This is a genomic window from Chryseobacterium cupriresistens, assembly GCF_046614675.1.
Taxonomy (GTDB): Bacteria; Bacteroidota; Bacteroidia; order Flavobacteriales; family Weeksellaceae; genus Chryseobacterium; species Chryseobacterium cupriresistens.
In genome coordinates, this window is the sequence record NZ_JBKKJT010000006.1 from 86,435 (window position 1) to 113,261 (window position 26,827).

Genomic DNA, 26,827 nt, shown 5'->3' on the forward strand with positions numbered 1-26,827 from the left:
AAGAAATTCTTACTTAGTGATTATTTTTACGATCGCAACGGCATCTCCGTTCAGCAATAAAAATCATCTCTGCTAAGTGAAACGCCCTTGCGAAAAAAAAAAATAGCAGATCCAGATAATCACATTGCGAACTTTGTATTTAAAAATAAAAACGGATCCAAAAATTGAATCCGTTTCTTTGTATCTTTATTTTTAAATTTAAATCTTAGTCAGTTTAGCATATTTCAGGATCAGATTTTTTTCTCCTTCATGCATGAAAACTACTTTTGCTTTGATATTCTGAGGATCTGTTCCATCCAGGAAAGTCACTTCTCCAATTCCGAAACGATCGTGTCTCACTTTATCACCCACTTCAATATCCTGAGAAGAAGCTCCGCTTGGATTGATAATTTTAGCCGTACTTACCGGTTTCAGTTTTCTGACTTCAGGAGCAGGTTTGGAAGTATCTCCTCTGTCGATGGTCTTTTTCTCAACCTTTTTGAAAGATCTCATTTCAGATGGATGCTCATCAAAGATATTGGATTTCACTCCTGAATTATTGATAAACCTTTTTTCCAAAGCCGGATTAAGGAATTCAATATATTCATCATCAATTTCGCTTAAGAATCTTGAAGGTTCAGCATCTGTAATTTTTCCCCATTGAAAACGGGAAACCGCATAAGAAAAGAAGGCTTGTTTTTCCGCTCTTGTCAATGCCACATAGAATAATCTTCTCTCCTCTTCCAGGTCTTCTCTGGTTGCAGAGCTCATAAAGCTAGGGAAAAGGTTTTCTTCAAGTCCTACCAGGTGAACCACCGGGAACTCCAGCCCTTTTGAAAGGTGAATCGTCATTAAAGAAACCATGTCATCTTCCAGATCTTTATCCTGGGTATCTGCAGAAAGGGCAATATTTTCAAGGAAGTTGGAAAGACTAGGATCTCCGTCCTCAAGCTGCATCTGTTCTTCAATGAAACCCTGCATGGAGTTCATCAATTCCTGAACGTTTTCTACTCTGGAAATTCCTTCCGGAGTCTGATCATCTTTTAAAAACTTGATTAAACCGCTTCGCTTTGCCACTTCCATAGCCACGCTGTAAGCTGTTTCTGTTTTCAGTAATACCTGAAAAGCTTTGATCATGGACCAGAAATCGTTCAGTTTGTTTAAAACTCCGTTGTTCAGGCCTAACTGCGGTGCATACATAGGAAGGTTCTCCAACACTTTTGAAACTGCAATATTATGAGCATCTGCAAAAACGATCAGCTTATTCTGAGTAGTTTCTCCAATTCCTCTTGCAGGATAATTGATAATCCTCATCAATGCTTCAGAATCATTTTCATTGATCAGAAGACGAAGGTATCCAATAAGGTCCTTTACTTCTTTTCTTTGGTAGAAAGAAAGACCTCCATACACTTTGTACGGAATATTTTTACGTCTCAGCGCATCTTCAAAAGCACGCGTCTGAGAATTGGTTCTGTATAAGATGGCAAAATCACTGTATTTTCTCTGGTCGCGGTTACGAAGTTCCCAGATATTTCCTGCCACAAAATTCGCTTCATCAGCATCGGAAAGGGAACGGTATATTTTGATCTTGTCTCCTTCTTCATTATCACTGAAAACATTTTTCTTAAACTGCTGAAGGTTTTTAGCAATAACAACATTAGCCGCATTTACAATATTCTGGGTGGAACGGTAATTCTGCTCCAGAGATACCGTTATAGCATCCGGATAATCTTTTTTAAAGTTTAAGATATTGTAGATATTCGCTCCACGGAAAGAGTAGATAGACTGCGCATCGTCTCCTACCACACAGATATTTTCAAATTTCGAAGCCAGAGCTTTTACAATAAGATACTGAGAATGGTTGGTATCCTGGTACTCATCTACCATAATATATCTGAACCTGTCCTGATATTTGGCCAATACTTCCGGAAAGCGGGTCAAAAGTTCATTGGTTTTCAACAAAAGATCATCAAAATCCATAGATCCGTTTCTGAAACACTGGTCTACATATTTCTGATAAATCTGCCCGATGAATTTCATATTCGCTTTTTCATCCGCTTCCATGAGTTCCGGATTGTTGAAATAAGCTTTTACGGTAATCAGATTGTTTTTATAAGTTGAAATTCTTGCCTGAACTTTTTTAGGTTTATAAAGATCAGCATCAATATTCATATCCTTCAGTACTTTTTTAATCACATTCAGGGCATCCTGCTGATCATAGATGGTAAAATTGGAAGGATATCCGAGATAATGGGCTTCAATTCTCAGAATTCTTGCAAAAACCGAGTGAAAGGTTCCCATCCAAAGGCTTCTTGCATTGCTGTCTCCTACTACCTTCGCAATACGTTCTTTCATCTCACGTGCCGCTTTATTGGTAAAGGTAAGCGCCAGAATATTGAAAGGGTCTATTCCATTGTGTATTAAATGGGCAATACGCATAGTCAATACACGCGTTTTACCGGAACCAGCTCCGGCAAGCACCATCAGAGGTCCCTGTAAAGAGGTAACGGCTTCATATTGTGATTCGTTGAGTCCTTTCAAATAGTCCATACAGCAAAAAAATTTGGGAACACAAAATTAAGGTATTCAGAGGAGAATTCAAACTTTCATAGAGAAGTTAGGGATATGAAGCATTAAGACTGTATTGATAGCATTTGTCAATGGTCAATTTTGCTTCGCAAGTAAATCGTAAATGGTTATTCTTAATCTCAAATCCCGCAACCCGAATCACGTAACCTCATTGATAAGCGAAGCGAATTCACCATTCACTACTCACATTTACCTATCTATTTTATACATTCTGTAACATTTAATTCACTTTTCATACTAATTGGTAAACAATTTCTAAATTTTATGAAAAAGCGACTTCTTTCTGCTGCTGCCGTAGCTTTCTTCGGGCTCATGCTGAATGCACAGCAAATCAAATTCGAAGAGTATGACCTTCCCAATGGTCTGCATGTAATTCTTCATCAGGATAATTCGGCACCGGTGGTAACGACAGGTGTAATGTATCATGTAGGTGCAAAAGATGAAGTAAAAGGCAGAACAGGTTTTGCTCACTTCTTTGAACACCTTTTATTCGAAGGAACTCCTAACATCAAGAGAGGAGACTGGTTTAAAATCGTTTCTTCAAACGGAGGGCAGAACAACGCCAACACGACCAATGACAGAACGTATTACTATGAAACATTCCCTTCCAACAATGAACAGCTTGGTCTTTGGATGGAGGCAGAAAGAATGCGTCACGCTGTTATCAACCAAATTGGTGTAGATACCCAGAGAGAGGTTGTAAAAGAAGAGAAAAGATTAAGAATGGATAACCAGCCTTATGGGAATCTTTTCACGACTATTCAGAAAAATTTATTCACAAACCACCCATACAACTGGCCGACAATCGGTTCAATGGAAGATTTAAACTCTGCTAAACTAGAGGAATTCCAGGCGTTTTATAAAAAATATTACGTTCCGAATAATGCTACTTTAGTGGTTGCAGGAGATATCAAACCCGAGCAGACAAAAAAATGGATCGAAACCTACTATGGAGGCATTCCAAAAGGAACCCTTTATCCAAAAGATTTCCCGAAAGAAACACCTATCACTCAGGAAAAAGAAGTAACTGCTACAGATCCCAACATCCAGCTTCCGGCTTATGTGTTCGCATATAGAACTCCGGCTAACAAAGAGAAAGATGCTTATGTTTTAGATATGCTTTCTTCTTATTTAAGCAGCGGTAAATCTTCGGTTTTATATAAAAAATTAGTAGACCAGGACAAAAAAGCACTTCAGGTGGCTGCTTTCAACCAGGGACTTGAAGATTACAGTATTTTTGCCTTCTTCGCAATTCCAATGGGACAAACTACAAAACAGGCTTTACAGACTGACATTGATGCTGAAATCAAAAAGCTTCAGACTACTTTAATTTCTGAAGAGGATTATCAAAAACTTCAAAACCAGTACGAAAACCAGTTTGTAAATGCCAATTCAAGCATTCAGGGAATTGCCGCTTCATTGGCAACCAACCACGTATTGATGGGTGATACGAATCTGATCAACAAAGAAATCGACATTTACAGATCTATCACAAGACAGGATCTTCAAAATGCTGCTAAAAAGTATCTTAATTCCAACCAAAGAATAATCATCAATTACGTACCTGAGAAAAAGTAATCATGTTCAACTTTCAGGTTACCTTATGATTATTAAAAATTAAATTTTTACAAATGAAAAAGCAATTAACATATATAGCTGCAGCATTTTTCTTTACAGGAATGGTTTCAGCACAAAAAATAGATCTTAATGCAATGCCAAAACCAGGACCTACTCCTGCGATTAACATTGCGAAGCCAAAAACTTTCCAGCTAAGCAACGGCCTTACGGTAATGGTGGTTGAGAACAACAAATTACCAAGAGTAAGTGCCAGCCTTTCTATGGACAGACCTCCATACAACGAAGGAGCAGTAACCGGAGTAAGCGAAATTATGGCTGAGCAGTTCGAAAACGGAACTACCAATATCAGCAAAGATGACTTCAACAAAAAAGTGGATTATCTTGGAGCAAACCTTAATTTCTCTTCGGGAGGTGCTTCTGCCAATTCACTTTCAAAATATTTCCCTGAAGTTTTAGGTTTAATGGCTGATGCCATCATTAATCCTAAATTCTCTGCTGAAGAAATTCAAAACTCTAAGGAGAGAACGATTGAAGGATTAAAAGCTGACGAAAAAAATGCTTCTTCTATTGCTGAAAGAGTATCCAACGCTTTGATGTATGGAAAAAATACTTCAAGAGGTGAGTTTGAAACGGTTGAATCTATCAACAAAATCCAGCTTGCTGACGTACAAAATGTTTATAAAAAATACTACGCTCCGGATAATGCTTATTTAGTAATTGTAGGAGACGTAAAGTTTGACCAGGTAAAACCTTTGATCGAAAAAGCTTTCAGTGGCTGGAAAAAAGCAAACACTCCTATTACACCATTGGAACCTGCTTCTAACGTTGCCAAAACGGAGATCAATGTAGTAGACGTTCCTTCGGCTGTACAGTCTGTTGTTTCTTTAAACAACCTGAACACCCTGAAAATGAAAGACGCCAACTACTTCCCTGCTACAATCGCCAATTACATCCTTGGTGGTGGCGGTGAAGCCAGACTTTTCATGAACCTTCGTGAGAAAAACGGATTTACCTATGGGGCTTACTCAGAAATGGTGGCCAGCAAGTATTCTCCACAATTCTCTGCGAGTGCAAGTGTAAGAAATGAGGTTACAGACAAAGCCGTTAAGGAATTCATGAATGAACTTAATGCGATTTCTACCATAAAACCAGAAGAATTAGCGAACGCTAAAGCTAAATTAAAAGGAGCTTTCATTCTTGCCCTGGAACAACCTGCCAATATCGCAAGATTTGCTTTAAACCTGAAGGTTCAGGATTTACCTGCTGATTTTTATACCAATTACTTAAAATCTATTGATAAAGTAACTGCAACAGATGTTTCCAATGCTGTAAAAGCTACAATTTTGCCCAACCAGAGCAGAATTTTCATCGCTGGTAAGGCATCTGATATTTCTGAAGGATTGGAAAAACTGGGTTATCCTGTAAAATATTTCGATAAAGAAGCCAACCCCGTTGCAAAACCAACTGTACAAAAAGTGGATGCCAATGTAACCGTTGCATCTGTTGTTGACAAATACATCAATGCTATCGGAGGAAAAGCTAATCTGGCGAAAATCACTTCTTATACAACCAACGCCTCAATGTCTATGCAAGGACAAAACATCGATTTTAAAATCGTTAAAGCACAGGGCGGAAAAGAGCTTACCACGGTAACGGCAATGGGACAGGTTGTTCAGAAGCAGGTATTCGACGGGAAAACCGGCTATTCTATGCAAATGGGACAAAAGGTTGACATCACACCGGAGGAAATTGCCGAAAAACAAAAAAATCCTGAGATTTTCGAAGAATTGGGATTTGCAAAATCTCCCGATTATAAATTAGGAGGAATTGAGAAAATTGGCGGGGAAGATTCTTATGCTATTAAAGGTGGAAATACAACCTATTACTACAGTGTGGCAACGGGATTAAAAACCGGAGAGACTAAAAAAATAAAAGCTAAAGGTCAGGAAATGACCATTCCGACAACCTACTCTAATTACAAAGATGTAGAAGGCGTAAAAATGCCTTTCACGATCTCTGTAAGCCAGATGGGAATGGATATGACCATGACTGTAAAGTCTTATGAGATCAATAAGGCTACAGATGCTGATTTTAAATAATAACATCCTATTTTTATAGAAAAAACGGCAACAAATGTTGCCGTTTTTATTTTTATCAACATTTGGCGATATCTTTTTTTGTAATTCAGTAAAAAAAGATTAAATTTGCCCATTCAAAAAGATATCAGAATTAATGGATACTATATTTACACTATTGATGGTTCTTATTATGATTGCCAGTGTCTTATTGGTAATTATTGTTATGGCACAAAATCCAAAAGGAGGAGGCCTTTCCAGTACATTCGGAGGTGCATCATCTGCACAGTTCGGGGTACAGAGAACCAATGATTTCATGGAAAAAGCAACATGGACTCTGGGCGGAACTATCATCGTTCTTATCCTTTTAAGCGTTGTTATTACAGGTAAGCCTTCTCAGGCACTTCCTACACAACAGCCTGCTAAGAAAGAAGCTCCGGCAAAACAGTCAGCTCCTGCTTCTTCCACAACTACTCCGGCACAGACTCCTGCACCGGCAAAATAAGAAGAATATCATCTTACATACAACAAAAGCAACTCAGATTGAGTTGCTTTTTTATTTTAACCTGATCTTTTCAATCTGATGCCGAAGCTTTAATCCTGCCTTTAAAAATGAATACTGTACAGGCTTCGATTCTTTATAATATTTATCAATAAAGATCTGCATGGCTCCGTAAAATCTGTTGAGGTATACTTCATCTTTAATGGTACTTTCCCCTTTGTGATGAAGAATTGAAACTTTCCCGTAATAGAAGTTTTGATATCCGTTTCTTAAAAAGGTATAACAAAGATCAATATCTTCTCCATACATAAAATAAGCTTCATCCAATCCTCCTATTCTCTCGTAAACGTCTTTTTTAGCCAATAAAAATGCTCCGGTGATTACTTCCACTTCAGCAATAGCATTTTCTTCTATATCGTTTCTGTAATAGGATTTCGAGTTGTTCTTTTTAAAATTGGTAAACAGCTTTTCAAATGAATTGAACATATCCGGAACCGATCGCTTGCTTTCAGGAAGAAAATTTCCTCCGGCATCATGCATTCTTACTCCCAGACATCCGAATGAAGGCTGTGCATCTGCAAAATCCAGCAGTTCTTTCATATAAAACCCTTCAAATTCAGTATCAGGATTCAAAAGCAAAATATATTCTCCTTTTGCCTTCCGGACAGCCTGGTTATTTGCTTTTGAAAACCCGCCATTTGTTGCAGAAGATATAAAATGTACGTTGGGAAATTCAGAAATAAGATCTCGCCATGAGCTATCCGCAGAAGCATTATCAATGACAATCACCTCATAATCTATATCCTGTACATACTTCCGGAGCGACAGTAGGCAGCTTCTGAGCAATTGGGTAACATTATAATTAACAATAATAACGGACAACTTCATATTAATCCTTTTCGTTGTAAGGCAGTCTGTTGATAATAGATCTTCCTAAAGAAATTTCATCTGCATATTCCAGTTCATCTCCCACAGAAATTCCTCTTGCAATGCTGGAAAAATTCACATTGAAATTTTTAAATTTCTTGTAAATATAATAGGCAGTGGTATCTCCTTCCATCGTAGCACTCAGAGCAAAAATAAATTCCTTTACCTGTCCGTCATTCAGTTTCTTTTCTATGCTTGGAATATTCAGCTGGCCTGGCCCTACTCCTTCCATGGGAGAAATTTTCCCGCCAAGAATCAGATATTTCCCGGTGTATTTTCCTGTATTTTCTATAGCAATCACATCCCGTACATCTTCAACAATACAAATCAGTTCACCATTTCTCTTTTCATTGCTGCATATTTCACAGATGTCAAAATCCGAAAAATTATGACATTCTTTGCAGTACTTTATTTCATTAACAAGATTAATCAGGGAGTTGCCAAGGCTTACAGCTCTGGAATTGGGCTGCTTCAGCAAATGTAATGCTAATCTCAAAGCCGTTTTCCTGCCAATTCCAGGCAGCCCGGAAATTTCATCTACTGCCTTTGCCAATACTTTACTAGGGTAATCCATAAGTACAAAAATAAGGATTAAAGTTGATAATTGATAGTGAATAATGAATCGTCGATTCGCTTCGTTTGTGAATTTGTATAAAGTGATTATTGACTATTGGCTTTGCGCAGCAAAAATTGACTATTGACCATGAGGTTAATGTCCCATTATGATATTTTATATTTCCCGTGTATCTGAGGACACTAAAAAAACCTTTATATTTGCGGCTTAAATTAAATATGAAAAAAATAAACTGATATGGTACTTAACAATCTTAATTATCCTCTGGATTTCAAATTCAAAATCACTACTTTAGCAAGTGACTTCAACATTACTGACAAAAACGGAAATTATGTGGCATATGTCCGTCAGAAAATGTTCAAGTTAAAAGAAGATGTTATTGTTTTTAATGATGAAAGCAAGTCTAAGGAACTTTTCAGAATTAAAGCTAACCAATGGATTGATTTCAACGCTTCTTATTCTTTGAACGACCTCATCGACAACAAAAACTTCGGCAGGCTGGCAAGAAAAGGAATGCGTTCTCTGTGGAAAGCAAGTTATGATATCCTGGATGCACATGATCAGCCTAAGTTTAAAATTCAGGAAGATAGTGCATGGGTAAGATTCTGGGACAGCTTTGTAGGAGAACTTCCTATCATCGGGATGTTTACAGGATATTTCCTTAATCCGTCCTATACTGTGACAGGGATTGATGGAAAGGCTTATTTTAAGCTAAAAAAAATGCCTTCATTCTTCGGAAGAAGATTTCAGCTGGACAGACTGATCGATATTGATGATGAGGAAGAAAGCCTGGTAATCCTTTCTTTATTGATGATGACACTTCTTGAAAGAGCAAGAGGATAAACAAATAATAAAACCACAAAGACATGAAATATGTAATCATTGTATTTTCCGCATTTCTACTGGTAGCCTGTAAAAAGCAAAAAGAAACTGTGTCAGGTTCTGCTCCTGCTGATTCTTTACATATCACTAAAGATACTGCTTCTATCGGACCTTCTTCAGGAAATATTCTGGTGGGAACCATTCCGTTTCCAAAAGAAATCAAAGAATGTTCCTGCTATTTTGCAGCCAGCAAATCTGATTTTGAAAATGAAAGATATATCTATGCGGATGATGCCGGAAAAACAGCATACATGATGCTTGACGGTAAAAGACTGGCGATGAACCTCATTTCATCAAGTGACATGGAAGTAGATGAATTGCTGACCAAGGAAATAGAAAATGATGATTATAAAATTTCTGTAAAAGGTAAAAAAATAAAGGGCGAAGAAGCTTTGCTGTTTGAAGGAACTCTGACTATAGAGAAACCGGACGGAACTACATTTACCACTCCGATCTATGGAGAATGCGGATGTTAATAAAGCTAAATCCTACAAAAATGCTTCTGTATCTCACGGAAGCATTTTTTATTTCGTAAATTTGAGAAAAATAAATTTCAATGGAATTATCTAATATAGAACCGCAGATTATATGGAAAAATTTCTCCAGATTAAATGCTGTTCCAAGACCTTCAAAAAAGGAGGAAAAAGTAATAGCTTTTATCAAAGGATTTGGTGAAAATTTAGGACTGGAAACTACGGTAGATGAAGTAGGAAACGTTATTATTAAGAAACCGGCCACGGCAGGAATGGAAAACCGTAAATCGATCGTGCTTCAATCGCACCTTGATATGGTTTGCCAGAAAAACAATGATGTGAATTTCGATTTTGAAACGGAAGGAATCAAAATGGAAATTGATGGTGACTGGGTTAAGGCTAAAGGAACTACTTTGGGCGCTGATAATGGTTTAGGAGTAGCAACCATCATGTCTATCCTTGAGAGTTCAGATATTCCACACCCTGCATTGGAAGCTCTTTTCACGATTGATGAAGAGACCGGAATGACAGGTGCTTTAGGATTAAAACCAGGACAATTGACAGGACAAATCCTATTGAATCTTGATACGGAAGAGGATGATGAAATTGATATCGGCTGTGCAGGAGGTGTAGACGTGACAATCACTCAAACCTATGCTGCAGAAGCTTCAAAAGGACAAATTGTAAGACTTGAAGTAAAAGGTCTTCAGGGAGGACACTCCGGAATGGATATCCATAAAGGTTTCGGAAATGCCAATATCATTCTGGGAAGACTTCTTTACAGCGGATTGGACAACCAAAATATTGAACTGGTTTCTATCGACAGCGGAGGTTTGAGAAACGCTATTCCAAGAGAAGGAGTTGCTATAATCTCAGTGAGAAATGCTCAGGAGTTTATTGAAAATGTAACGGTTCTTAAAAAAGAGATCTTAGAAGAATTTGCTGCTGTAGAACCGGGAATCCAGATCAATATTGAAAACTCTACGTCTTCCGACAAAGCTATTTCAGAAGCAGATTCCAGAAAAGTGATCCTTACTTTAAAGGCTCTTCACAACGGAGTTTACAGAATGAGCCCGGACGTAAAAGATCTTGTAGAAGCGTCCAACAATGTAGCAAGAGTAGAACTGAAAGGTGGAGAACTTAAGATCTTAAACCTTACGAGATCTTCTGTAGATTCTTCCAAATATTCAGTGGCAGAACAATTGAAATCGGTAGCAGAGCTTGCTGGAATGAATGTTGAATTCAGCGGTTCATATCCTGGATGGAAGCCAAAACCTGGTTCAGAGATTGTACAGCTGATGGAGAAACTTTATATTGAAAAGTTCACTGAAAAACCTCATGTAGTAGCATGCCACGCAGGTCTTGAATGTGGTATCATCGGTGCCAACTATCCTGAAATGGAAATGGTAAGCTTCGGACCTACTATCAGAGGCGCACACTCTCCTGATGAAAGAGCGAATATTCCTTCAACTCAGAAATTCTGGAGCTTCCTGAAAGATATTTTAGCGAATATCCCTCAGAAATAGAACATTAAAATTGCTATATTCAATATCCAAAGTCTTATGATTTTGGATATTTTTAGTTTTAATCTGAATATATTTATTTAATTATAAAAATGCTTCGACAGGCTCAGCATGACGCTGCTAAAAATTTATCTCTAAAAAAAGCAGTTAGTATTAGAGATGTCATGCTGAGCTTGTCGAAGCATCTCAACAATAGCATAAAAAACAAATCTAATACAATGAAAAGTATCACCGTATTCTGTGGCTCAAGCTTTGGTTCGCATGATATTTACAAAGAACAGGCATTTTTATTGGGACAAACTTTAGCTCAACAAGGTATACAGCTTATATATGGCGGTGCTGATGTTGGTTTGATGGGAACTATAGCAGACGGAGCATTAGCCAAAGGAGGCAAGGTTATTGGAGTCCTTCCCCAATTTTTACAATCCAAAGAAATTGCCCACAAGAACCTGACAGAGCTTATTATCGTAGAAACCATGCACGAAAGAAAAACCAAAATGAATGAACTTTGTGATGGAGTTATCGTTCTTCCCGGCGGTTATGGAACGTTGGAAGAGTTTTTCGAGATGATCACCTGGGCACAGCTCGGGCTTCACAAAAAACCGATCGGAGTATTGAATATTGACGGATTTTATGATGATCTGATCAAACTGGTTCAGACCATGGTAGATAAAGGATTTTTAAAGCAGGTAAACAGAGATATGCTGCTGATCAGCGATACCATTGATGATCTGCTGGAAAAGATGAGAAATTATCAGGCGCCTACGGTTGGAAAGTGGATTTCTAAGGAGGAAATTTAAGTTTTTATAGTCTTTCATATGAATAACTACAACGTTAATAAAGAAATGCTTGGAGTTGCCACAGCATTTGTAACTATATTCGTTATTGTTCCTGCTCTTTCCTCTTATTTTATGGAAGATTGTAAGACTGCGATGGAAAGAGTCAAGAAGCAAAAATGTAAAATGAGAGTTGAAAGTATTGAAGGTATAAAATCTCTTAAATTAAAGGGAACTATTCCTGAAAGCATTCAACCTTGTGAATGTTATGAAAACGGCCAATGGTGGGTTTCCTATAAAGATGAAATAGAACCGGGAGATTACTTTATAAAGAATGAAGGTGAAAGTTACTTAGAAATCATTAAAGAAGACACTCTAATCAGACACGAGTATATATGTTCTCAGAAATAAATATAAAAACAAAACCCGTCCGAAAAATCCGGACGGGTTTCTTATTAAGATTAAAAAATATTTTCTAAGGATAAGGAGCAATTTCCACTTCGAGCCCTTCCATAGCATCGGCAATATGTAACTGGCATCCCAATCTGCTGTTGTCTTTCACATGGAAAGCTTCAGCCAGCATGGCATCTTCTTCATCTCCCATCGGTTCCAGACCCGGATCATTGATTACATATACCTGGCATGAAGCGCACATCGCCATTCCTCCGCATACCCCAATAGTACCTTCTTCTGCCAATTCATAGGAACGGATAATTTCCATTAAATTCATGGACATATCCGTAGGCGCTACGACATCATGGGTTACCCCTTCTCTGTCGGTGATTTTAATATTAACGTCTGACATAATTCTGCAAAATTAGTCAATTTTTTTCACAACTGCCTTCTCAGCTTCTTTACGGCTTCCGTCAAATCCGTCTACACCACTTACCGTTGTATATTTTAATACGAATTTTTTACCAGGATTTAGTCTGTTGTACACACTCTGACACATTAAAGTAGCTTCGTGGAAACCACAAAGGATCAACTTCAGTTTTCCGGGGTATGTATTGATATCTCCGATAGCGTAGATACCATCAATGTTAGTTTGATAATCAAGAGCATTGTTTACAACGATTGCATTTTTTTCGATATTTAATCCCCAGTTTCCGATCTCACCCAATTTTGGTGTCAATCCGAATAAAGGAATGAAATAATCTGTTTCAATATCGTAAGCTTCCTGGCCTTCTACTTCTACAGTAATCGCTTCTACTTTTCCGTCACCTTTAATACCGGTAACTTCAGCAGGCGTAATTAGTTTGATTTTCCCCTGGTTTTTCAGATCCTGAACTTTCTCTACAGAATCCAAAGCTCCTCTGAACTCGTTTCTTCTGTGGATCAAAGTTACTTCACTGGCAACATTGGAAAGGAAGATACTCCAGTCTAACGCGGAGTCACCTCCACCAGCAATCACCACTTTTTTATTTCTGAAGTGTTCAGGTTCTTTAACGAAATATTCAAGACCTTTTTCTTCATAGTCAGCGATATTTTCAAACGTAGGTTTTCTTGGCTCAAAAGTCCCTAAACCTCCTGCGATGGCAATCGCTTTACATCTGTGAACGGTTCCTTTGTTGGTAATCACCTCAAACCATTCATCATCTATTTTTGTATAAGAAACAGCGGTTTCCCCTAAGGTAAATCCAGGCTGGAACTGCTTGATCTGCTCCATCAGATTATCCACCAATTCTCCTGCATTCACAGAAGGATAACCAGGGATATCGAAAATAGGTTTTTTAGGATAAAGTTCAGCCAATTGCCCTCCCGGCTGAGGAAGCGCATCAATAATATGGCACTTCATTTTTAATAAACCAGCTTCAAAAACTGCAAAAAGTCCTGTAGGTCCCGCACCTATGATCAATATATCAGTGGTTATCATAATCTTTAAGATAATTTAATTATACATGTAACTGCAAATTTACTAATTTTAATGCGAAGCATATTTAATTGATTCTAAATAAAAACCTGAGATTTGTCAAATATCTATCTTTTAAGATTTTAAATTTGGCAATATTTTTGTAAATGTCTTGTTATGAATAAACTTTTGAACCTTTTTGCTGTATTTATATTCTTTTTAGGCTCTGCCCAGATTGATAATATTGCAGATGGCGAATCTATTACTCTTAGAATCCACTATGGTTTCCTTAATGCGGGAACTGCCAATCTTACTACCAAACAAACTACCTACAAAGGAGTTCCTCATCTTTATGTAAAAGGGACAGGACAAACTACAGGTGCCGTAAAAGCATTCTTCAAAGTAGAAGATTTATATGAAAGTTTCATCAATACACAGACGGGATTACCAAGCTTTTATGTCAGAAATGTACGTGAAGGAAGTTACCGCCAGCATTTTGAAACCGTTTTTAATCACGATAACAACACTTTAATTTTAACAGATAAAAAGACACCAGCCAATGGTTCTAAAGTTCTGAAATCAGTAAAAGGTGTTCAGGATATGCTTTCCTGCTTTTATTATTTAAGAAGTAAAAGCCCGGATGAACTGAAAGTGGGAACTGTTATTAATATGAATGTATGGATTGATGATGAAATGTTTCCTTTTCAGCTGAAAGTAACAGGAACAGAAAATTTAAAAACCAAATTTGGAACTATTAACTGTTTAAAAATTATTCCTTCTGTAAAAAGCGGAAGAGTGTTTAAGGAAAAAGAAGGCGTAACCATGTGGGTTTCCAATGATTCCAACCACATTCCTATGCTATTGAAAGCTGAACTTGCAGTAGGATCACTAAAAGCAAGCATTGATGATTACAAAAATGTGAAGTATCCTTTAAAGTTTAGTAAATAACAATCCACAGTTGTAAAGATAAAACCTGTCTCAAAAGTCAAATAATTTGATTTTTGTCATTGACTACGTCGAATCTTCGATTTCTGACGAAGGAAGAATCTCATCGATAATTAATAACCTGAGATTCTTCACTCCATTTCATTTCGTTCAGAATGACACTTTTGAGACAGGCTTTTTTATTTCCAATGTAATAGAAAGTTAATATTGATTGTCTTTATAATAGAGGCAGACAAAGAACTGCAGCATGTCAATACTTCATTTGAGGTACCTGGTGGACCCGAACCGAAGTATAGGCATAAGAAACAGACACGTGTAAATTTTTCAATAAGATCAGTTTTTAATTACGTTTTGTTTCTTAGGTCAGTAATTAAAAACAAAAAACCTCCGGAGCTCCGGAGGTTTGATTTTTTATAGTGTTTTGAATTGTTCAAGTGTTCTGATATCATTTTCGAAGAACATTCTGATGTCACTCATCTGGTAAAGAAGCATCGTGATTCTTTCAATACCCATTCCGAATGCATATCCTGAATATTTCTCAGCATCGATATTCACATTTTTCAGTACGGCAGGGTCTACCATTCCGCATCCCATAATTTCCAGCCATCCTGTACCTTTTGTGATTCTGTAATCTGTTTCTGAGTTTAATCCCCAATACACATCAATTTCAGCACTTGGCTCTGTGAAAGGGAAGAAAGAAGGTCTCATTCTGATTTTAGATTTTCCGAAAAGCTCAGTGGTAAAGAACTGAATGGTTTGCTTCAGGTCTGCAAAGCTTACATTCTCATCAATATATAGTCCTTCAATCTGATGGAAAATACAGTGAGAACGTGAAGAAATTGCTTCATTTCTAAATACTCTTCCCGGAGATAAAATTCTGATAGGCGGCTGGTTTTCTTCCATATAACGTGTTTGTACGGAAGAAGTATGCGTTCTTAAAAGAATATCAGGATTCTGCTCAATGAAGAATGTATCCTGCATATCTCTTGCCGGGTGATATTCCGGAAGGTTAAGCGCGGTAAAGTTATGCCAGTCATCTTCAATCTCTGGTCCGTCTGCTACTGCAAAACCGATAGATTTGAAGATTTCAATAATTCTGTTTTTTACCAGGTTGATCGGATGTCTTGAACCCAATTCCAATGGAAAAGCAGGTCTTGTAAGATCTTCTTTTTCAACCACAACAGAAGATGCGGAAGCATTTTTCAAATCCTCCAGTTTTACAGCAACTGCCTGCTTCAAAGTGTTGATCTTCTGTCCGAATTCTTTCTTTTGATCGTTAGGAACTTCTTTAAATTTTTCAAAAAAATCATTCAGAACCCCTTTTTTACCATTGTATTTGATTCGGAAGTTTTCGATCTCTTCCTTAGAGGTAGCATTGAAGCCATTTACTTCGACCAGTAATTCTTCTATCTTTTCTATCATTGTTTTACCCTTTCAAAATGTTTTGCAAAAATACGATTTTAAGTTGAATAATAAGTCCGTCAAAAAAAAATCTGCCTCTTTTTCGGGAGGCAGACTTCAATCACTTATTTCACTTAAATAAAAAAATTATTTCTTTTCTAAAGCTTTAACGCTGATCTGAAGAGTTACCTCGTCTTTAATCACGCCGTTTTCAGCAGGAGCCTGAAACTTTACTCCAAACTCTTCTCTCTTGATATCTTTTGGCTCAGTAGCTACACTTACTTCTCCATCTTTCACAGAAACATTAGCTTTAAACTGAACAGGTTTTGTAATTCCTTTAATGGTTAAATTACCATCCAAAAAAGTATTATAATCGCCTTCTGCAGCAGGAGTTACCTTTGTAATTTCATAAGAAGCTGTCGGGAATTTTTCAACTTCAAAGAAATCTCCGCTTTTCAGGTGGCCGTTTAATTTTCCTAAATCCTCAGGACTGTCTTTCAGGTCCACAGAAGTTAAAGAGTTCATATCAGCAACGAATTTTCCGCTTTCCAGTTTTCCGTCTTTCACCGTCACATCTCCGCTTTCAAACCTGATGGTTCCAAAATGGCTTGTATTCTCAGATTTAAATACTTTATATCCCTTCCATTCAACCTTACTGTTTAGCGTATCCAGAGTGAACTGGCTACCTTCTTTAGTAGTCGTCACCTCATTACTTTCACTCGTAAGTGGTTTGTCTTTTTTACAAGAAACCACTACAGCAGCAATAAATAATGCAGGAATAGCTAACGAAAACAGTTTTTTTCTCATTTTTGATTTATTTTTATTAGTTCCGCTAATATAATAAAAAAAATTATGTTTTCATAAAAACCTTACATTTGTAATATGCTATTAGAAATAAACAATTTATTTTTCTCTCATAACAAAGAAAATCCCCTGTTTCAGAACCTTAATCTAAGGTTTGAAGAAAACAGAATTATAGCGCTGGCCGGTGAAAGCGGATGTGGAAAATCTACTCTTCTCAACCTGATTTATGGTCTTTTGGATTGGGAAAGCGGAGAGATTATTTTTAACGGAACAAAGCTTTTGGGACCGAAAGGAAATCTTGTTCCAGGAGAACCGGAAATGAAATTCGTAGCGCAGAATTTTGATCTTATGCCCTACGCTACAGTGGCTGAAAACGTAGGAAAATTTATTTCTAATATCAATTTAAAACAAAAAAAAGAAACTGTAACGGAGCTTCTTGAGGTGGTAGGGCTTCAGGAATTTGCGAATGTACTTCCAAAATACTTAAGCGGCGGACAACAGCAAAGAGTGGCTATTGCCAGAGCATTGTCTGTACTTCCCAAGCTTCTTATTTTAGATGAACCCTTCAGTAATCTTGATTTTCCGAGAAAAATTGAACTGAGGGAAAGACTTTTCAGATATGTAAAACAACATGGCGTTTCTCTGATTATTTCCACTCATGAACTTCAGGATATCATGCCATGGCTGGACCAGATTGTTATTCTGCAGGATGGAAGACTGATTCAGAATGACAGCCCGGAAGAAACCTACAGAAATCCTTACAACTCTTATGTTGCTAAGCTATTCGGGGAAGTGAATATTTTCAGTGAAGCAGAAGCTGAAGATTTCCAGCTTACCAAATTCTCTTATTATCCCAAAGAAATCAAGATCACAGAAACCGGTCTGGAAGCTGAAGTACTTGAAAGCAGATTTGCAGGAAATTATTACTGGAATAAATTAAGAGCAAAAGGAAAGGAGCTTGTTGTGTATACGGATGAGAAAATATCAGAAACGATCCGTATTTCGTTTATGTAGGCGAAAAACCGAATTACACATAACTTATACATTCACTTATACTTATCAATAAAAAAAAGCACAAACATAAGAAGCTGTTTAAAACTTTTTCTTACATTTGTACTTCTAAAGTATAAGGAAATTTTTGGTTAATTCTCTTTCTGCCTTCCAGACGGACATTAGCAATCTTGCAATTAAGTCTGTTGAAAGATTACACTGTCCAATTTTTTCCTTTTCTTTATTTTCAGGGCATAGAAAAACAAAGTTTTCTTATGCTTTCTTTACAAATTCTGACTTAAGAGCCATTGCTCCGAAACCATCAATTTTACAGTCAATATTGTGATCACTTCCCGGTCTCAAACGGATATTTTTCACTTTAGTTCCGGCTTTTACCGGTTTTGGTGCTCCCTTTACAGGTAAATCTTTTATTACCACTACAGAATCACCATCCTGAAGTTCATTTCCGTTGGAATCCAGGATTTTTCCTTCATTTGCGGCTTCAGCAGCGGCTTCTGCCGGATCCCATTCGTAGAAACACTGGGAACATACCATCATATTATCGCTCGGGTATGTAAACTCAGAGCTGCATTTTGGACAAATTACTGTGTCACTCATATTTTTATTTTTTGCAAAGGTAGAACTTTTTAGAGGTTGAAGTCAATAAATAAAGCTCAGTATAGTAGATCATAAGCTCCTGTTAATTTTACACATATAGGTGAATTAACACAAATTAAATAAACTTGCTGCAAAGAAAATAAAGTATAGTAATAAACAGTGTATATTTTGTCAGCAAATATTTTTCATTAAGCAAAAAACACAGGTTTATCCGTCTTAGAGAAAAGGCTATCGTCAACAAATAAAAAATATAAATAATCGGAAAATCTTTACAATTCAGCATTAAAATTTATTTCTACCATGTAAAAAATTAATAAACATACAGGCCATTCACTACTGAATCTCAGATTGTCAATAGTCAGTTTTTGCTTTGCAAAGTGAATCGTGAATGCGCAACCTTCCATTAGAAAACTGATCTGTACAATATATAATTACTCAAACCTCTCAACCGGAAACCGAAAATTCACAAGCGAAGCGAATTGATCATTCACAATTCACAACCCTTCATCAACTCTCCCACCCCAAATTCCAAACTCTCAATTAAAAGTCGTATTTTTGCAGATTCAAACAGCGAAGCAAATTTATGGAACTTATTCACAGAAACTTGGCAATCGGAATTCACGATGCCTTACAGGAGACATTTTTTGAGAAAAACAAATATGCCGATAAAGTTATTGAAAGACTTTTGAAAGCAAACAGAAAATGGGGAAGCCAGGACAGAGCTGTTGTTTCTGAAATTTTTTACAATATTATCCGTTGGAAGAAACGCCTTGAATACTATATGGGTGAAGGTGTAAAACCCAACAATATCTACAAACTGATTATTGCGTATTTACTCTGGAGTAAAACCAATTATAAAAAATTCGAAGAATTTGACGGAATCAAAATCGCCGATATTCTTACCAAACTTAAAAAGAACACTGTTCCTACAAAAGCAATAGAACACTCTATTCCTGAATGGCTTGCTGAAACTCTTGAAAAAGAACTGGGTGCCAGCTGGGAAAGAGAAATGATTGCTTTAAACGAGCAGGCTCCTACGGTTTTAAGAGCCAATTCTTTAAGAACAACCACCAAAGAGCTTATCTCTGATCTTTCAGATGAGGGTGTTGTTTCTTATCCTGTTAAAGGTTATCCTGACGCTGTTCAGCTGGAAGAAAAGAAAAATGTTTTCCTTACCACAGCTTTCAAAGAAGGATTATTTGAAGTTCAGGATGCTTCTTCTCAGAAAATCGGGTATTTTCTTGATGTAAAAGAAGGACAAAGAGTAGTAGACGCATGTGCAGGTGCAGGAGGAAAAACATTGCACTTAGCCGCATTAATGAAAAACAAAGGTCAAATCGTAGCATTAGACATCTTTGAATGGAAGCTTGCAGAACTGAAGCGTCGTGCCAAAAGAGCCGGAGCACACAACATTGAAACCCGTATGATTTCCGATAACAAGGTGATCAAACGACTTCATGAAAAGGCTGACAGACTTCTGATTGATGCACCTTGTTCAGGTCTGGGTGTTTTGAAAAGAAACCCGGACAGTAAGTGGAAAATTGATCAGGACTTTATTGACAGAATAAAAAAGGAGCAGCAACAAATCCTTCAGGACTATTCTAAAATGCTTAAAAAAGGAGGAAAAATGGTATATGCTACCTGTTCTATCCTTCCATCTGAAAACAATCTTCAGGTAGAAGAATTCATCAAAAACAATCCGGGATTCAAGATGCTTAAAGATGAAAAAGTAATGCCTAGCGAAGGATACGACGGATTCTACATGGCTTTGATTGAAAGAGTTTCTTAATCTAAATCCTCTAAACGATATTTAAACTACTCTATTTTCTGGAGTAGTTTTTTTTATTTAAATCTTTCAAAAAAAAAATGTAACATTTTTTGTAACATTTACAGTACGTTTTCTACTAACTGTATAGATTAAACCGGTTTGACGCTGTGAAAAGTTAAGAGTAACTTTGCAGTAAACTCATTTTTATGCATACAAGACTTGTCTTCAATTTTCTGGCTGTTTTTTTATATTGTCTGTTTTCTGCACAGACCTATGAAATTCAGTACTCCAGTTCTTATAACGGAAAAGCATTAACAGATCAGCCTTCTACAATTATCTGGGTCAATGAAAAAGAAAACTTCATTCTTAACAGCACGATCAAAGAACAAAAAAGCAGCTATCCTTATGAAATCACTAAGGTGGAAAAGCCATCCAATACTATAGTTTCTTATGCCTTTTTAAAACCCGGCTCAATCATCTCAACCTCAGATGCTGAATCTGTAGGAAAACAGGATTTTGAACTGACTAATGAAACGAAAAAGATCTTAGGGTACAACTGTAAAAAAGCCTTTACGAAAATCAATTCAAATACCATTGAAGTCTGGTATACGAATGATCTGAAACTAAAAGGCGGCCCATCTGTATTGGGGCAGAATTTAGGATTAGTTCTGGAAGTGGAAAGAAATAAGAACTCTTTAACGACTGCCGCTTCAATCAAAAAAATAAAGAACACAGGGATTGAAAACATATTGAAAGGAAACATACAAATAACCGATCAGCTGGGATATAAAGATCTCCTGTGGAAAAGCAGATTTACCACGCTGAATGTTTTTGAAAACGAAATCATCAATTTCTCTGATGCCTCAAAATCTGACGGCCAAATAAAAAGATACGCCAAGGGAACTATTATCCTAAAAAAAGTAAAATTTCCTGCTATTACAGAAGGAGAGACTATTTTTGCAGAACTAAAACAGCAGTCGAACGGAGATGCTTATGACAGAACCGGAACTGTATTTTTTATTCCGCAGGATAAAGAAAAGTCTTTTTTTGACGGCCTGGAAAAGGGGGCAAAAACACTTCCTCTTTACGAAAACGGAAATGGAAAACAATATTACGGGGTAACGGCTACCGGCAGCTACAGCCCTGCCATGGAAATGATGCGGTTCTTTACCGCTTTTGGCATTCAGAAATTTAATCATATTCAGCTTAAGGGAAAAGACTGGCAGACCATCAGCCCTTACCGGCAGGATATTACAGAATTGAAGCCTGCTCTATCCGGAAAAGAGCTTTGGATAGGAACTTTTATTGGAAATTATGATAAAGGAGGACACAAAGTAAGTCTTGATATTACGATTCATAAAAGCGATCAAAACGTTAATAAAAATAATGTAGCCATCCCGTTATTCAACACTTTAAACATTATGGAAATGGCCGGACAGGACTATTCTACTATGTTCAGTCAGGATAAAGGCCTTCTTGTTGATTTCACTTTGGATAAAGATCTGAAAAACGCTCAGCTAAGATATACCACAACAGGACATGGCGGTTGGGAAAATGGTGATGAATTTGTTCCAAAAACCAATTCTATATTGGTGGATGGAAAACCCGTTTTTTCATTTGTACCCTGGAGAACAGACTGTGGTTCATACCGTTTATACAATCCGGCCTCCGGAAATTTCCAGGATGGTCTTTCGTCATCAGACCTCAGCAGATCAAACTGGTGCCCGGGAACGGTTACCAATCCTGATTTCATTCCTCTTGGGGATCTGAAAGCAGGAAAGCATACGATTCAGGTAAAAATTCCGCAAGGTCCTACTGAAGGAACAAGCTTCAGTTCATGGAATGTTTCCGGAGTATTACTGGGGGTTCAATAAAAACAAAACCTTCTTGCATGAGAATTGCAAGAAGGTAAAAACACAAATGATGAAAAAAAATTATTTCGAGCCACAAAGTAAGGGGTAAAATTCATATAATTACTTACCATAGATTAATAAATATGTCATTTTTATTTCGTATGGAGATTATGCAATTTTAGTCGCGACGAAAAAAATTAATCAAAAACATCATAATTCAAATAAATAGTTAAAATTTTTAACTTCAAAATACAAATTGATTAAAAATTTTCTCATTTAAACATTTTTAATTGTTATTTATAAACATCACTTTTACTTTTGTTCCATAAATAATAAAAAATTATGTGTGGAATTGTATGTTTATTTGACGCCAAGCAAAAAACCGAAGTATTAAGACCTCAGGTATTGGAAATGTCAAAAAAAATCCGTCACAGAGGACCGGATTGGAGTGGAGTTTTCCAGGATGAGAAAGTCATTTTTTCTCATGAAAGACTTGCCATTGTAGATCCAACTTCCGGAAAACAACCTTTATTTACGAAAGACGGAAAAGTAGTATTAGCCGTAAACGGTGAAATCTACAACCATAGAGAATTAAAAGTAGAATTTCCTGATTATGAGTTTCAGACTCAGTCGGACTGTGAGGTGATCCTTGCACTATACAGAAAATATGGAAAAGATTTCGTAGAGAAACTCAACGGAATTTTTGCCTTCGCTTTATATGATACTGAAAATGATGTTTATCTTATTGCCCGCGATCATATGGGAATCTGCCCGCTTTATCAGGGTTGGGACAAAAACGGAAACTATTATGTCGCTTCAGAATTAAAAGCTCTTGAAGGGGTATGTAAAAAAATAGAAACATTCCTGCCCGGTCATTTCGTTTACAGCAAAGATGGCGCTGAGCTTCAGCAATGGTACACAAGAGACTGGGACAGCTTTGATCATGTAAAAGACAATGAAACTGATATTTCAAAACTGAGAAAAGGTCTAGAAGATGCCGTTCACAGACAACTGATGAGTGATGTTCCTTATGGAGTACTTCTTTCGGGAGGTTTAGATTCATCGGTCATTTCCGCTATTACTGCAAAATTTGCCCGCCAGAGAATTGAAAGCGGCGATACACAGGAAGCGTGGTATCCGAGACTTCACAGTTTCGCCGTAGGATTGGTTGGTTCTCCCGATCTGGCAGCAGCTCAGAAAGCTGCAGAACACATCGGATCTGTACACCATGAGGTTAACTTTACCGTACAGGAAGGACTGGACGCTGTACGTGACGTTATTTACCACCTTGAAACCTATGATGTTACCACCATCAGAGCATCCACCCCAATGTACCTTTTAGCAAGAGTGATCAAATCTATGGGGATTAAAATGGTTCTTTCAGGAGAAGGTTCTGATGAATTGTTCGGCGGCTATTTATACTTCCATAAAGCTCCTAATGCAAAAGAATTCCACGATGAAACAGTGAGAAAACTGGGCAAACTTCACCTTTATGACTGTTTAAGAGCCAACAAAGCGTTGATGAGCTGGGGAATTGAAGGAAGAGTACCTTTCCTTGATAAAGAATTTATGGATATTGCGATGACGCTTAACCCTCAGGATAAAATGATCAGTACCGCTGAAGGAAAAATTGAAAAATGGGTATTGAGAAAAGCTTTCGAGGATCTGCTTCCTGATTCTATTGCCTGGAGACAGAAAGAACAGTTCTCGGATGGTGTAGGCTATTCATGGATCGATACTTTGAAAGAGGTGGCTGAAAGAGAAGTGACGGATGAAATGATGGCGAATGCAAGATTCAGATTCCCGCTAAACACCCCTCAGAACAAAGAAGAATACCGGTACAGAACGATTTTTGAAGAACATTTCCCAAGTGAAACCGCCGCTGCTACTGTTCCATCGGTTCCATCGGTGGCATGCTCCACTCCTATTGCTTTGGAATGGGATGAAGCGTTCAAAAAAATGAACGATCCAAGCGGAAGAGCAGTGAAAGTACATGAAACGTCATATTAGAGAATCGATTGATGAATCGTCAATGGTCAATTCGCTGCGCTTGTGAATTTGTTGTGGGATTCGGGTTACGGGATTACAGGTTTATTATTCACTTGCAAAGCAAAATTCACTAATGACATGTATATTTTTCACATTCAAACGTATAACTCCTTCTGTTATAATTTATCAATCCTGTAGCAATACAGGATTTTTTCTTGAATTAACAATAACAATATGGCATAATTTAACTCACAATCCAAAATAATATCTAATAAATAATTATATTTGGAAAACGAAAATATCAATTATAAAAAAATGAGAAGAAACCTTACTGTTTTATTTGCCTTATTAGCGATTAGTTTTGCTTTTGGACAAGGGAAATATGGCAAATATCTGAATTCAAAGAAGCTTGCTTTGGCTTATAAGAGTGTGAAAGACCAGGATAAAGATGACTACTATCAACAATTCTACTGGCTGGTAAAAGCAGAGCAACTGAAAACTTATCCTCACCTTAAAGATATAAAACCTGTCGTTTTATATGAATTTGTAAAATATGTAAACCCTCAGAATCCGACCAAAAAACTGGATGCAAGAGGCAAAGAACTGAGAGCAACTGCAGAATTATCATTAAATCAATATTTTAAAAATAAAAAATTTGAAAACAATTCTGTTTTAATGTATAACCTTGAAACGTATGTAGATCCTTCAAAGGGACAATATTATACGAAGGTTGATCCGGAAAAAATCAAGGAGCTTGTACCGAAGGAGTTATTTGCTTTCAACTCATACAACAGAAATATAGGAGAAGAAAAAACCTATTATCTTTGGATTGACAAGAAAAAAGATGATCTTAATATTGTAGATATCATTCCTAGCGAAAAAGAAGACAAAGCTTTTTATACCAGATTAAGACAATATCTTCCAAGCTATAAATTCTCAAAATATGTTCCTACTGTAAAAAAAGGGAACAAGTCTGACAAAACGGATATCGAATATTATTATATCATGCCTTTTGAACAGAATACCGATAACATCGAATACAAAACCAAGGATTTCAAAACTTTCACTTTAAGCCAGTACAGAAAAGCCGGTGATGAATGGAAAGGAGTAGAAAAGCCTAGAAAATAAATCAAAAAGTCCTGTGAAATTTCACAGGACTTTTTTAATTTTATATGGATTTCTTTATCTAAGAATCAAAACGCTTAGAGTAAGCGGTTCTTCCAATCAAATAAGTCTGGGAATTTTTATAACCCAGCCGGTACAAAATGACAGAAGCAAATACACAACAAACCTCCGTAAAAAAAATACTTCCCTTAATTCTGGCCACTGCTATTTTCATGCAAATGCTGGATTCCACGATTCTGAATACTTCCCTGCCTGCTATTGCAAAAGATCTGAATGAATCTCCCCTCAATATGCAGAACGCTATCATCAGTTATGTTCTGACCCTCGCTGTTTTTATGCCCGCCAGCGGATTTCTTGCCGACCGGTTTGGAACAAAAAAAATATTTATATTTTCTCTGGTATTATTCAGTCTGGGCTCGCTATTTTGTTCTTTGTCTCAAAACCTCACCCATCTTGTTATTTCAAGGGTCGTTCAGGGAGTTGGAGGAAGCCTGATGACTCCTGTCGGAAAACTGGCACTCATTAAAACATTTGATAAAAACGAACTGCTCAAAGCCATGAACTTTGCCATCATTCCTGCTCTTATCGGACCTGTATTGGGACCATTGGTCGGAGGTTATATGGTAGATTATCTTTCATGGCACTGGATATTCCTGATCAATATTCCGATTGGAGTTCTGGGAATTCTTTTAGGATTAAAATTCATGCCCAATTATAAATCCGATGATGTTGATTTTGATTTAAAGGGTTTCCTGATTTTTGCCGCAGCCTCTCTCCTGCTTTCTGTTTCACTGGAACTTTTCGGAGACATTCAGAATATCACACCTGTCTTATTGGTATTTATCATGGGATTTTTGTTCCTGTACTATTATTATAAACATGCAAAAAGAGGCGGAAATCCTATTTTCCCATTAAATCTGTTTCAGGTAAGAACTTTCCGTGTGGGTATTGTGGGCAATCTGGCGACCAGATTGGGAATCAGCTCCGTTCCGTTATTACTTCCGCTAATGATTCAGATTGCCTATAAACAGTCTGCAGTCACTTCGGGCTGGATCATTGCTCCTATGGCTTTGACGGCTATCTTCGGAAAATCATATGTTATTAAAATTTTAGATAAATATGGCTACCGCCAGACTTTGATGATTAATACATTCATCATCGGAACGCTGATATGCCTGCTTGCCATACCTGATATACACACATCTTTGTACTGGTTTGTTCCGATCATCGCAATATTAGGTTTTTTCAACTCTATTCAGTTCACTTCCATGAATACTATTTCTATTGCCGATCTTCGTAACTTTCAGACCAGCAGCGGAAACTCATTACTCTCAGTCAATCAACAGCTGGCGATAGGCTTCGGAATTGCCTTCGGACTGATTGTTTTAAAGTTATTTGAAAATACAGATCTTATTAATGGTGAAATCCATAATGCCTTCCGACTTACATTTCTTACGGTGGGAATACTAACGATTTTATCTGGATTCGTGTTCAGGAGACTGCATATTTCGGATGGAAAGAATATGAAGTCCAAGGAAGATTAAACAGATCTGATCGCAGCTTCATCCTTTCCCACGAACTTAACACAGATCAATGCTTTTCGCATA

Annotated in this window: 23 protein-coding genes; 15 read left to right on the plus strand and 8 right to left on the minus strand. The window is 37.1% G+C overall.

Annotation, left to right across the window (positions count from 1 at the left end; genetic code table 11):
- Positions 1 to 198: 198 nt before the first annotated feature.
- On the minus strand, positions 199 to 2,529 hold the full coding sequence (locus ACLI50_RS16930) for an ATP-dependent helicase (protein ID WP_202843329.1): 2,331 nt from the start codon (positions 2,527 to 2,529) through the stop codon (positions 199 to 201).
- 303 nt (positions 2,530 to 2,832) lie between these two features.
- On the opposite strand from ACLI50_RS16930, the gene ACLI50_RS16935 reads away from it, so the two are divergent.
- From ACLI50_RS16935 to secG, 3 genes are all read left to right on the plus strand, one after another.
- Complete coding sequence (locus ACLI50_RS16935; protein WP_047429324.1) at positions 2,833 to 4,146, plus strand: M16 family metallopeptidase; 1,314 nt, start codon at positions 2,833 to 2,835, stop codon at positions 4,144 to 4,146.
- Positions 4,147 to 4,199: 53 nt separating this feature from the next.
- Positions 4,200 to 6,245, plus strand: coding sequence for a M16 family metallopeptidase (locus ACLI50_RS16940; RefSeq protein ID WP_411414289.1), 2,046 nt, complete (start codon positions 4,200 to 4,202; stop codon positions 6,243 to 6,245).
- Positions 6,246 to 6,378: 133 nt separating this feature from the next.
- Positions 6,379 to 6,726, plus strand: a complete 348-nt coding sequence (gene secG, locus ACLI50_RS16945) for a preprotein translocase subunit SecG (RefSeq protein ID WP_110010885.1) — start codon at positions 6,379 to 6,381, stop codon at positions 6,724 to 6,726.
- Between the two features lie 51 nt (positions 6,727 to 6,777).
- Here secG and ACLI50_RS16950 read toward each other — a convergent pair whose 3' ends face one another.
- Both ACLI50_RS16950 and recR read right to left on the minus strand, forming a co-directional pair.
- The gene (locus tag ACLI50_RS16950; protein ID WP_411414326.1) at positions 6,778 to 7,617 is read right to left on the minus strand and encodes a glycosyltransferase family 2 protein; all 840 of its coding nucleotides are present in this window, start codon (positions 7,615 to 7,617) and stop codon (positions 6,778 to 6,780) included.
- Positions 7,613 to 8,224, minus strand: a complete 612-nt coding sequence (recR, locus tag ACLI50_RS16955; RefSeq protein ID WP_202843333.1) for a recombination mediator RecR — start codon at positions 8,222 to 8,224, stop codon at positions 7,613 to 7,615. Before recR ends, ACLI50_RS16950 begins: the two co-directional genes overlap by 5 nt.
- A 237-nt stretch (positions 8,225 to 8,461) precedes the next feature.
- Between recR and ACLI50_RS16960 the strand changes: the two genes are divergently transcribed.
- From ACLI50_RS16960 to ACLI50_RS16980, 5 genes are all read left to right on the plus strand, one after another.
- Complete coding sequence (locus ACLI50_RS16960) at positions 8,462 to 9,067, plus strand: LURP-one-related/scramblase family protein (protein ID WP_202843335.1); 606 nt, start codon at positions 8,462 to 8,464, stop codon at positions 9,065 to 9,067.
- 23 nt (positions 9,068 to 9,090) lie between these two features.
- Positions 9,091 to 9,582 carry a hypothetical protein gene (locus ACLI50_RS16965; protein WP_202843337.1) on the plus strand — a complete coding sequence of 164 codons (492 nt, stop codon included), beginning with the start codon at positions 9,091 to 9,093 and terminating at the stop codon, positions 9,580 to 9,582.
- Positions 9,583 to 9,662: 80 nt separating this feature from the next.
- Positions 9,663 to 11,105, plus strand: a complete 1,443-nt coding sequence (locus tag ACLI50_RS16970) for an aminoacyl-histidine dipeptidase (protein ID WP_202843339.1) — start codon at positions 9,663 to 9,665, stop codon at positions 11,103 to 11,105.
- Positions 11,106 to 11,320: 215 nt separating this feature from the next.
- Positions 11,321 to 11,902, plus strand: a complete 582-nt coding sequence (locus tag ACLI50_RS16975; protein ID WP_343641612.1) for an LOG family protein — start codon at positions 11,321 to 11,323, stop codon at positions 11,900 to 11,902.
- A gap of 18 nt (positions 11,903 to 11,920) precedes the next feature.
- A complete protein-coding gene (locus ACLI50_RS16980; protein ID WP_411414290.1) occupies positions 11,921 to 12,289 on the plus strand; it encodes a hypothetical protein in 369 nt (122 codons plus the stop codon).
- A 64-nt stretch (positions 12,290 to 12,353) separates the two neighbouring features.
- On the opposite strand, the gene ACLI50_RS16985 is transcribed toward ACLI50_RS16980, so the two are convergent.
- Together ACLI50_RS16985 and ACLI50_RS16990 are read right to left on the minus strand one after the other, a co-directional pair.
- Positions 12,354 to 12,683 carry a 2Fe-2S iron-sulfur cluster-binding family protein gene (locus ACLI50_RS16985; protein WP_034697026.1) on the minus strand — a complete coding sequence of 110 codons (330 nt, stop codon included), beginning with the start codon at positions 12,681 to 12,683 and terminating at the stop codon, positions 12,354 to 12,356.
- Between the two features lie 12 nt (positions 12,684 to 12,695).
- Positions 12,696 to 13,751 carry an NAD(P)/FAD-dependent oxidoreductase gene (locus ACLI50_RS16990; protein WP_062675398.1) on the minus strand — a complete coding sequence of 352 codons (1,056 nt, stop codon included), beginning with the start codon at positions 13,749 to 13,751 and terminating at the stop codon, positions 12,696 to 12,698.
- A 153-nt stretch (positions 13,752 to 13,904) separates the two neighbouring features.
- On the opposite strand from ACLI50_RS16990, the gene ACLI50_RS16995 reads away from it, so the two are divergent.
- Positions 13,905 to 14,675: a DUF3108 domain-containing protein gene (locus ACLI50_RS16995; RefSeq protein ID WP_202843345.1), complete on the plus strand. Its 771-nt coding sequence runs from the start codon at positions 13,905 to 13,907 to the stop codon at positions 14,673 to 14,675.
- Positions 14,676 to 15,083: 408 nt separating this feature from the next.
- Here the strand turns inward: ACLI50_RS16995 and pheS are convergent, their stop codons facing one another.
- Positions 15,084 to 16,094: a phenylalanine--tRNA ligase subunit alpha gene (gene pheS, locus ACLI50_RS17000; protein ID WP_343641627.1), complete on the minus strand. Its 1,011-nt coding sequence runs from the start codon at positions 16,092 to 16,094 to the stop codon at positions 15,084 to 15,086.
- A 126-nt stretch (positions 16,095 to 16,220) separates the two neighbouring features.
- A complete protein-coding gene (locus ACLI50_RS17005; protein WP_343641629.1) occupies positions 16,221 to 16,880 on the minus strand; it encodes a YceI family protein in 660 nt (219 codons plus the stop codon).
- 75 nt (positions 16,881 to 16,955) lie between these two features.
- Between ACLI50_RS17005 and ACLI50_RS17010 the strand changes: the two genes are divergently transcribed.
- Positions 16,956 to 17,891 (plus strand): sulfate/molybdate ABC transporter ATP-binding protein, encoded by a 936-nt coding sequence (locus tag ACLI50_RS17010; protein WP_411414291.1) that lies wholly within the window; start codon positions 16,956 to 16,958, stop codon positions 17,889 to 17,891.
- Positions 17,892 to 18,140: 249 nt separating this feature from the next.
- Here the strand turns inward: ACLI50_RS17010 and ACLI50_RS17015 are convergent, their stop codons facing one another.
- Positions 18,141 to 18,485: a zinc ribbon domain-containing protein YjdM gene (locus tag ACLI50_RS17015; RefSeq protein WP_062675403.1), complete on the minus strand. Its 345-nt coding sequence runs from the start codon at positions 18,483 to 18,485 to the stop codon at positions 18,141 to 18,143.
- A 583-nt stretch (positions 18,486 to 19,068) separates the two neighbouring features.
- Here ACLI50_RS17015 and ACLI50_RS17020 point away from each other — a divergent pair.
- The 5 genes from ACLI50_RS17020 (at position 19,069) to ACLI50_RS17040 (ending at position 26,764) form a co-directional block, all read left to right on the plus strand.
- Positions 19,069 to 20,274, plus strand: a complete 1,206-nt coding sequence (locus tag ACLI50_RS17020; protein ID WP_411414292.1) for an RsmB/NOP family class I SAM-dependent RNA methyltransferase — start codon at positions 19,069 to 19,071, stop codon at positions 20,272 to 20,274.
- A gap of 185 nt (positions 20,275 to 20,459) precedes the next feature.
- Positions 20,460 to 22,127, plus strand: a complete 1,668-nt coding sequence (locus tag ACLI50_RS17025; RefSeq protein ID WP_202843351.1) for a GLPGLI family protein — start codon at positions 20,460 to 20,462, stop codon at positions 22,125 to 22,127.
- Positions 22,128 to 22,448: 321 nt separating this feature from the next.
- On the plus strand, positions 22,449 to 24,116 hold the full coding sequence (gene asnB / locus ACLI50_RS17030; RefSeq protein ID WP_411414293.1) for an asparagine synthase B: 1,668 nt from the start codon (positions 22,449 to 22,451) through the stop codon (positions 24,114 to 24,116).
- A gap of 264 nt (positions 24,117 to 24,380) precedes the next feature.
- Positions 24,381 to 25,223, plus strand: coding sequence for a hypothetical protein (locus ACLI50_RS17035; protein WP_343643444.1), 843 nt, complete (start codon positions 24,381 to 24,383; stop codon positions 25,221 to 25,223).
- Positions 25,224 to 25,360: 137 nt separating this feature from the next.
- Positions 25,361 to 26,764 (plus strand): MFS transporter, encoded by a 1,404-nt coding sequence (locus ACLI50_RS17040; RefSeq protein WP_343643445.1) that lies wholly within the window; start codon positions 25,361 to 25,363, stop codon positions 26,762 to 26,764.
- Positions 26,765 to 26,827: the final 63 nt, after the last annotated feature.

What these genes read in the sequence shown, in the direction of transcription:
- ACLI50_RS16930 (WP_202843329.1), bottom strand. Translation starts at nt 2,529, where the DNA reads ATGGACTATTTGAAAGGACTCAACGAATCACAATATGAAGCCGTTACC.
- ACLI50_RS16935 (WP_047429324.1), top strand. Translation starts at nt 2,833, where the DNA reads ATGAAAAAGCGACTTCTTTCTGCTGCTGCCGTAGCTTTCTTCGGGCTC.
- ACLI50_RS16940 (WP_411414289.1), top strand. Translation starts at nt 4,200, where the DNA reads ATGAAAAAGCAATTAACATATATAGCTGCAGCATTTTTCTTTACAGGA.
- secG (WP_110010885.1), top strand. Translation starts at nt 6,379, where the DNA reads ATGGATACTATATTTACACTATTGATGGTTCTTATTATGATTGCCAGT.
- recR (WP_202843333.1), bottom strand. Translation starts at nt 8,224, where the DNA reads ATGGATTACCCTAGTAAAGTATTGGCAAAGGCAGTAGATGAAATTTCC.
- ACLI50_RS16960 (WP_202843335.1), top strand. Translation starts at nt 8,462, where the DNA reads ATGGTACTTAACAATCTTAATTATCCTCTGGATTTCAAATTCAAAATC.
- ACLI50_RS16965 (WP_202843337.1), top strand. Translation starts at nt 9,091, where the DNA reads ATGAAATATGTAATCATTGTATTTTCCGCATTTCTACTGGTAGCCTGT.
- ACLI50_RS16970 (WP_202843339.1), top strand. Translation starts at nt 9,663, where the DNA reads ATGGAATTATCTAATATAGAACCGCAGATTATATGGAAAAATTTCTCC.
- ACLI50_RS16975 (WP_343641612.1), top strand. Translation starts at nt 11,321, where the DNA reads ATGAAAAGTATCACCGTATTCTGTGGCTCAAGCTTTGGTTCGCATGAT.
- ACLI50_RS16980 (WP_411414290.1), top strand. Translation starts at nt 11,921, where the DNA reads ATGAATAACTACAACGTTAATAAAGAAATGCTTGGAGTTGCCACAGCA.
- ACLI50_RS16985 (WP_034697026.1), bottom strand. Translation starts at nt 12,683, where the DNA reads ATGTCAGACGTTAATATTAAAATCACCGACAGAGAAGGGGTAACCCAT.
- ACLI50_RS16990 (WP_062675398.1), bottom strand. Translation starts at nt 13,751, where the DNA reads ATGATAACCACTGATATATTGATCATAGGTGCGGGACCTACAGGACTT.
- ACLI50_RS16995 (WP_202843345.1), top strand. Translation starts at nt 13,905, where the DNA reads ATGAATAAACTTTTGAACCTTTTTGCTGTATTTATATTCTTTTTAGGC.
- pheS (WP_343641627.1), bottom strand. Translation starts at nt 16,094, where the DNA reads ATGATAGAAAAGATAGAAGAATTACTGGTCGAAGTAAATGGCTTCAAT.
- ACLI50_RS17005 (WP_343641629.1), bottom strand. Translation starts at nt 16,880, where the DNA reads ATGAGAAAAAAACTGTTTTCGTTAGCTATTCCTGCATTATTTATTGCT.
- ACLI50_RS17010 (WP_411414291.1), top strand. Translation starts at nt 16,956, where the DNA reads ATGCTATTAGAAATAAACAATTTATTTTTCTCTCATAACAAAGAAAAT.
- ACLI50_RS17015 (WP_062675403.1), bottom strand. Translation starts at nt 18,485, where the DNA reads ATGAGTGACACAGTAATTTGTCCAAAATGCAGCTCTGAGTTTACATAC.
- ACLI50_RS17020 (WP_411414292.1), top strand. Translation starts at nt 19,069, where the DNA reads ATGGAACTTATTCACAGAAACTTGGCAATCGGAATTCACGATGCCTTA.
- ACLI50_RS17025 (WP_202843351.1), top strand. Translation starts at nt 20,460, where the DNA reads ATGCATACAAGACTTGTCTTCAATTTTCTGGCTGTTTTTTTATATTGT.
- asnB (WP_411414293.1), top strand. Translation starts at nt 22,449, where the DNA reads ATGTGTGGAATTGTATGTTTATTTGACGCCAAGCAAAAAACCGAAGTA.
- ACLI50_RS17040 (WP_343643445.1), top strand. Translation starts at nt 25,361, where the DNA reads ATGACAGAAGCAAATACACAACAAACCTCCGTAAAAAAAATACTTCCC.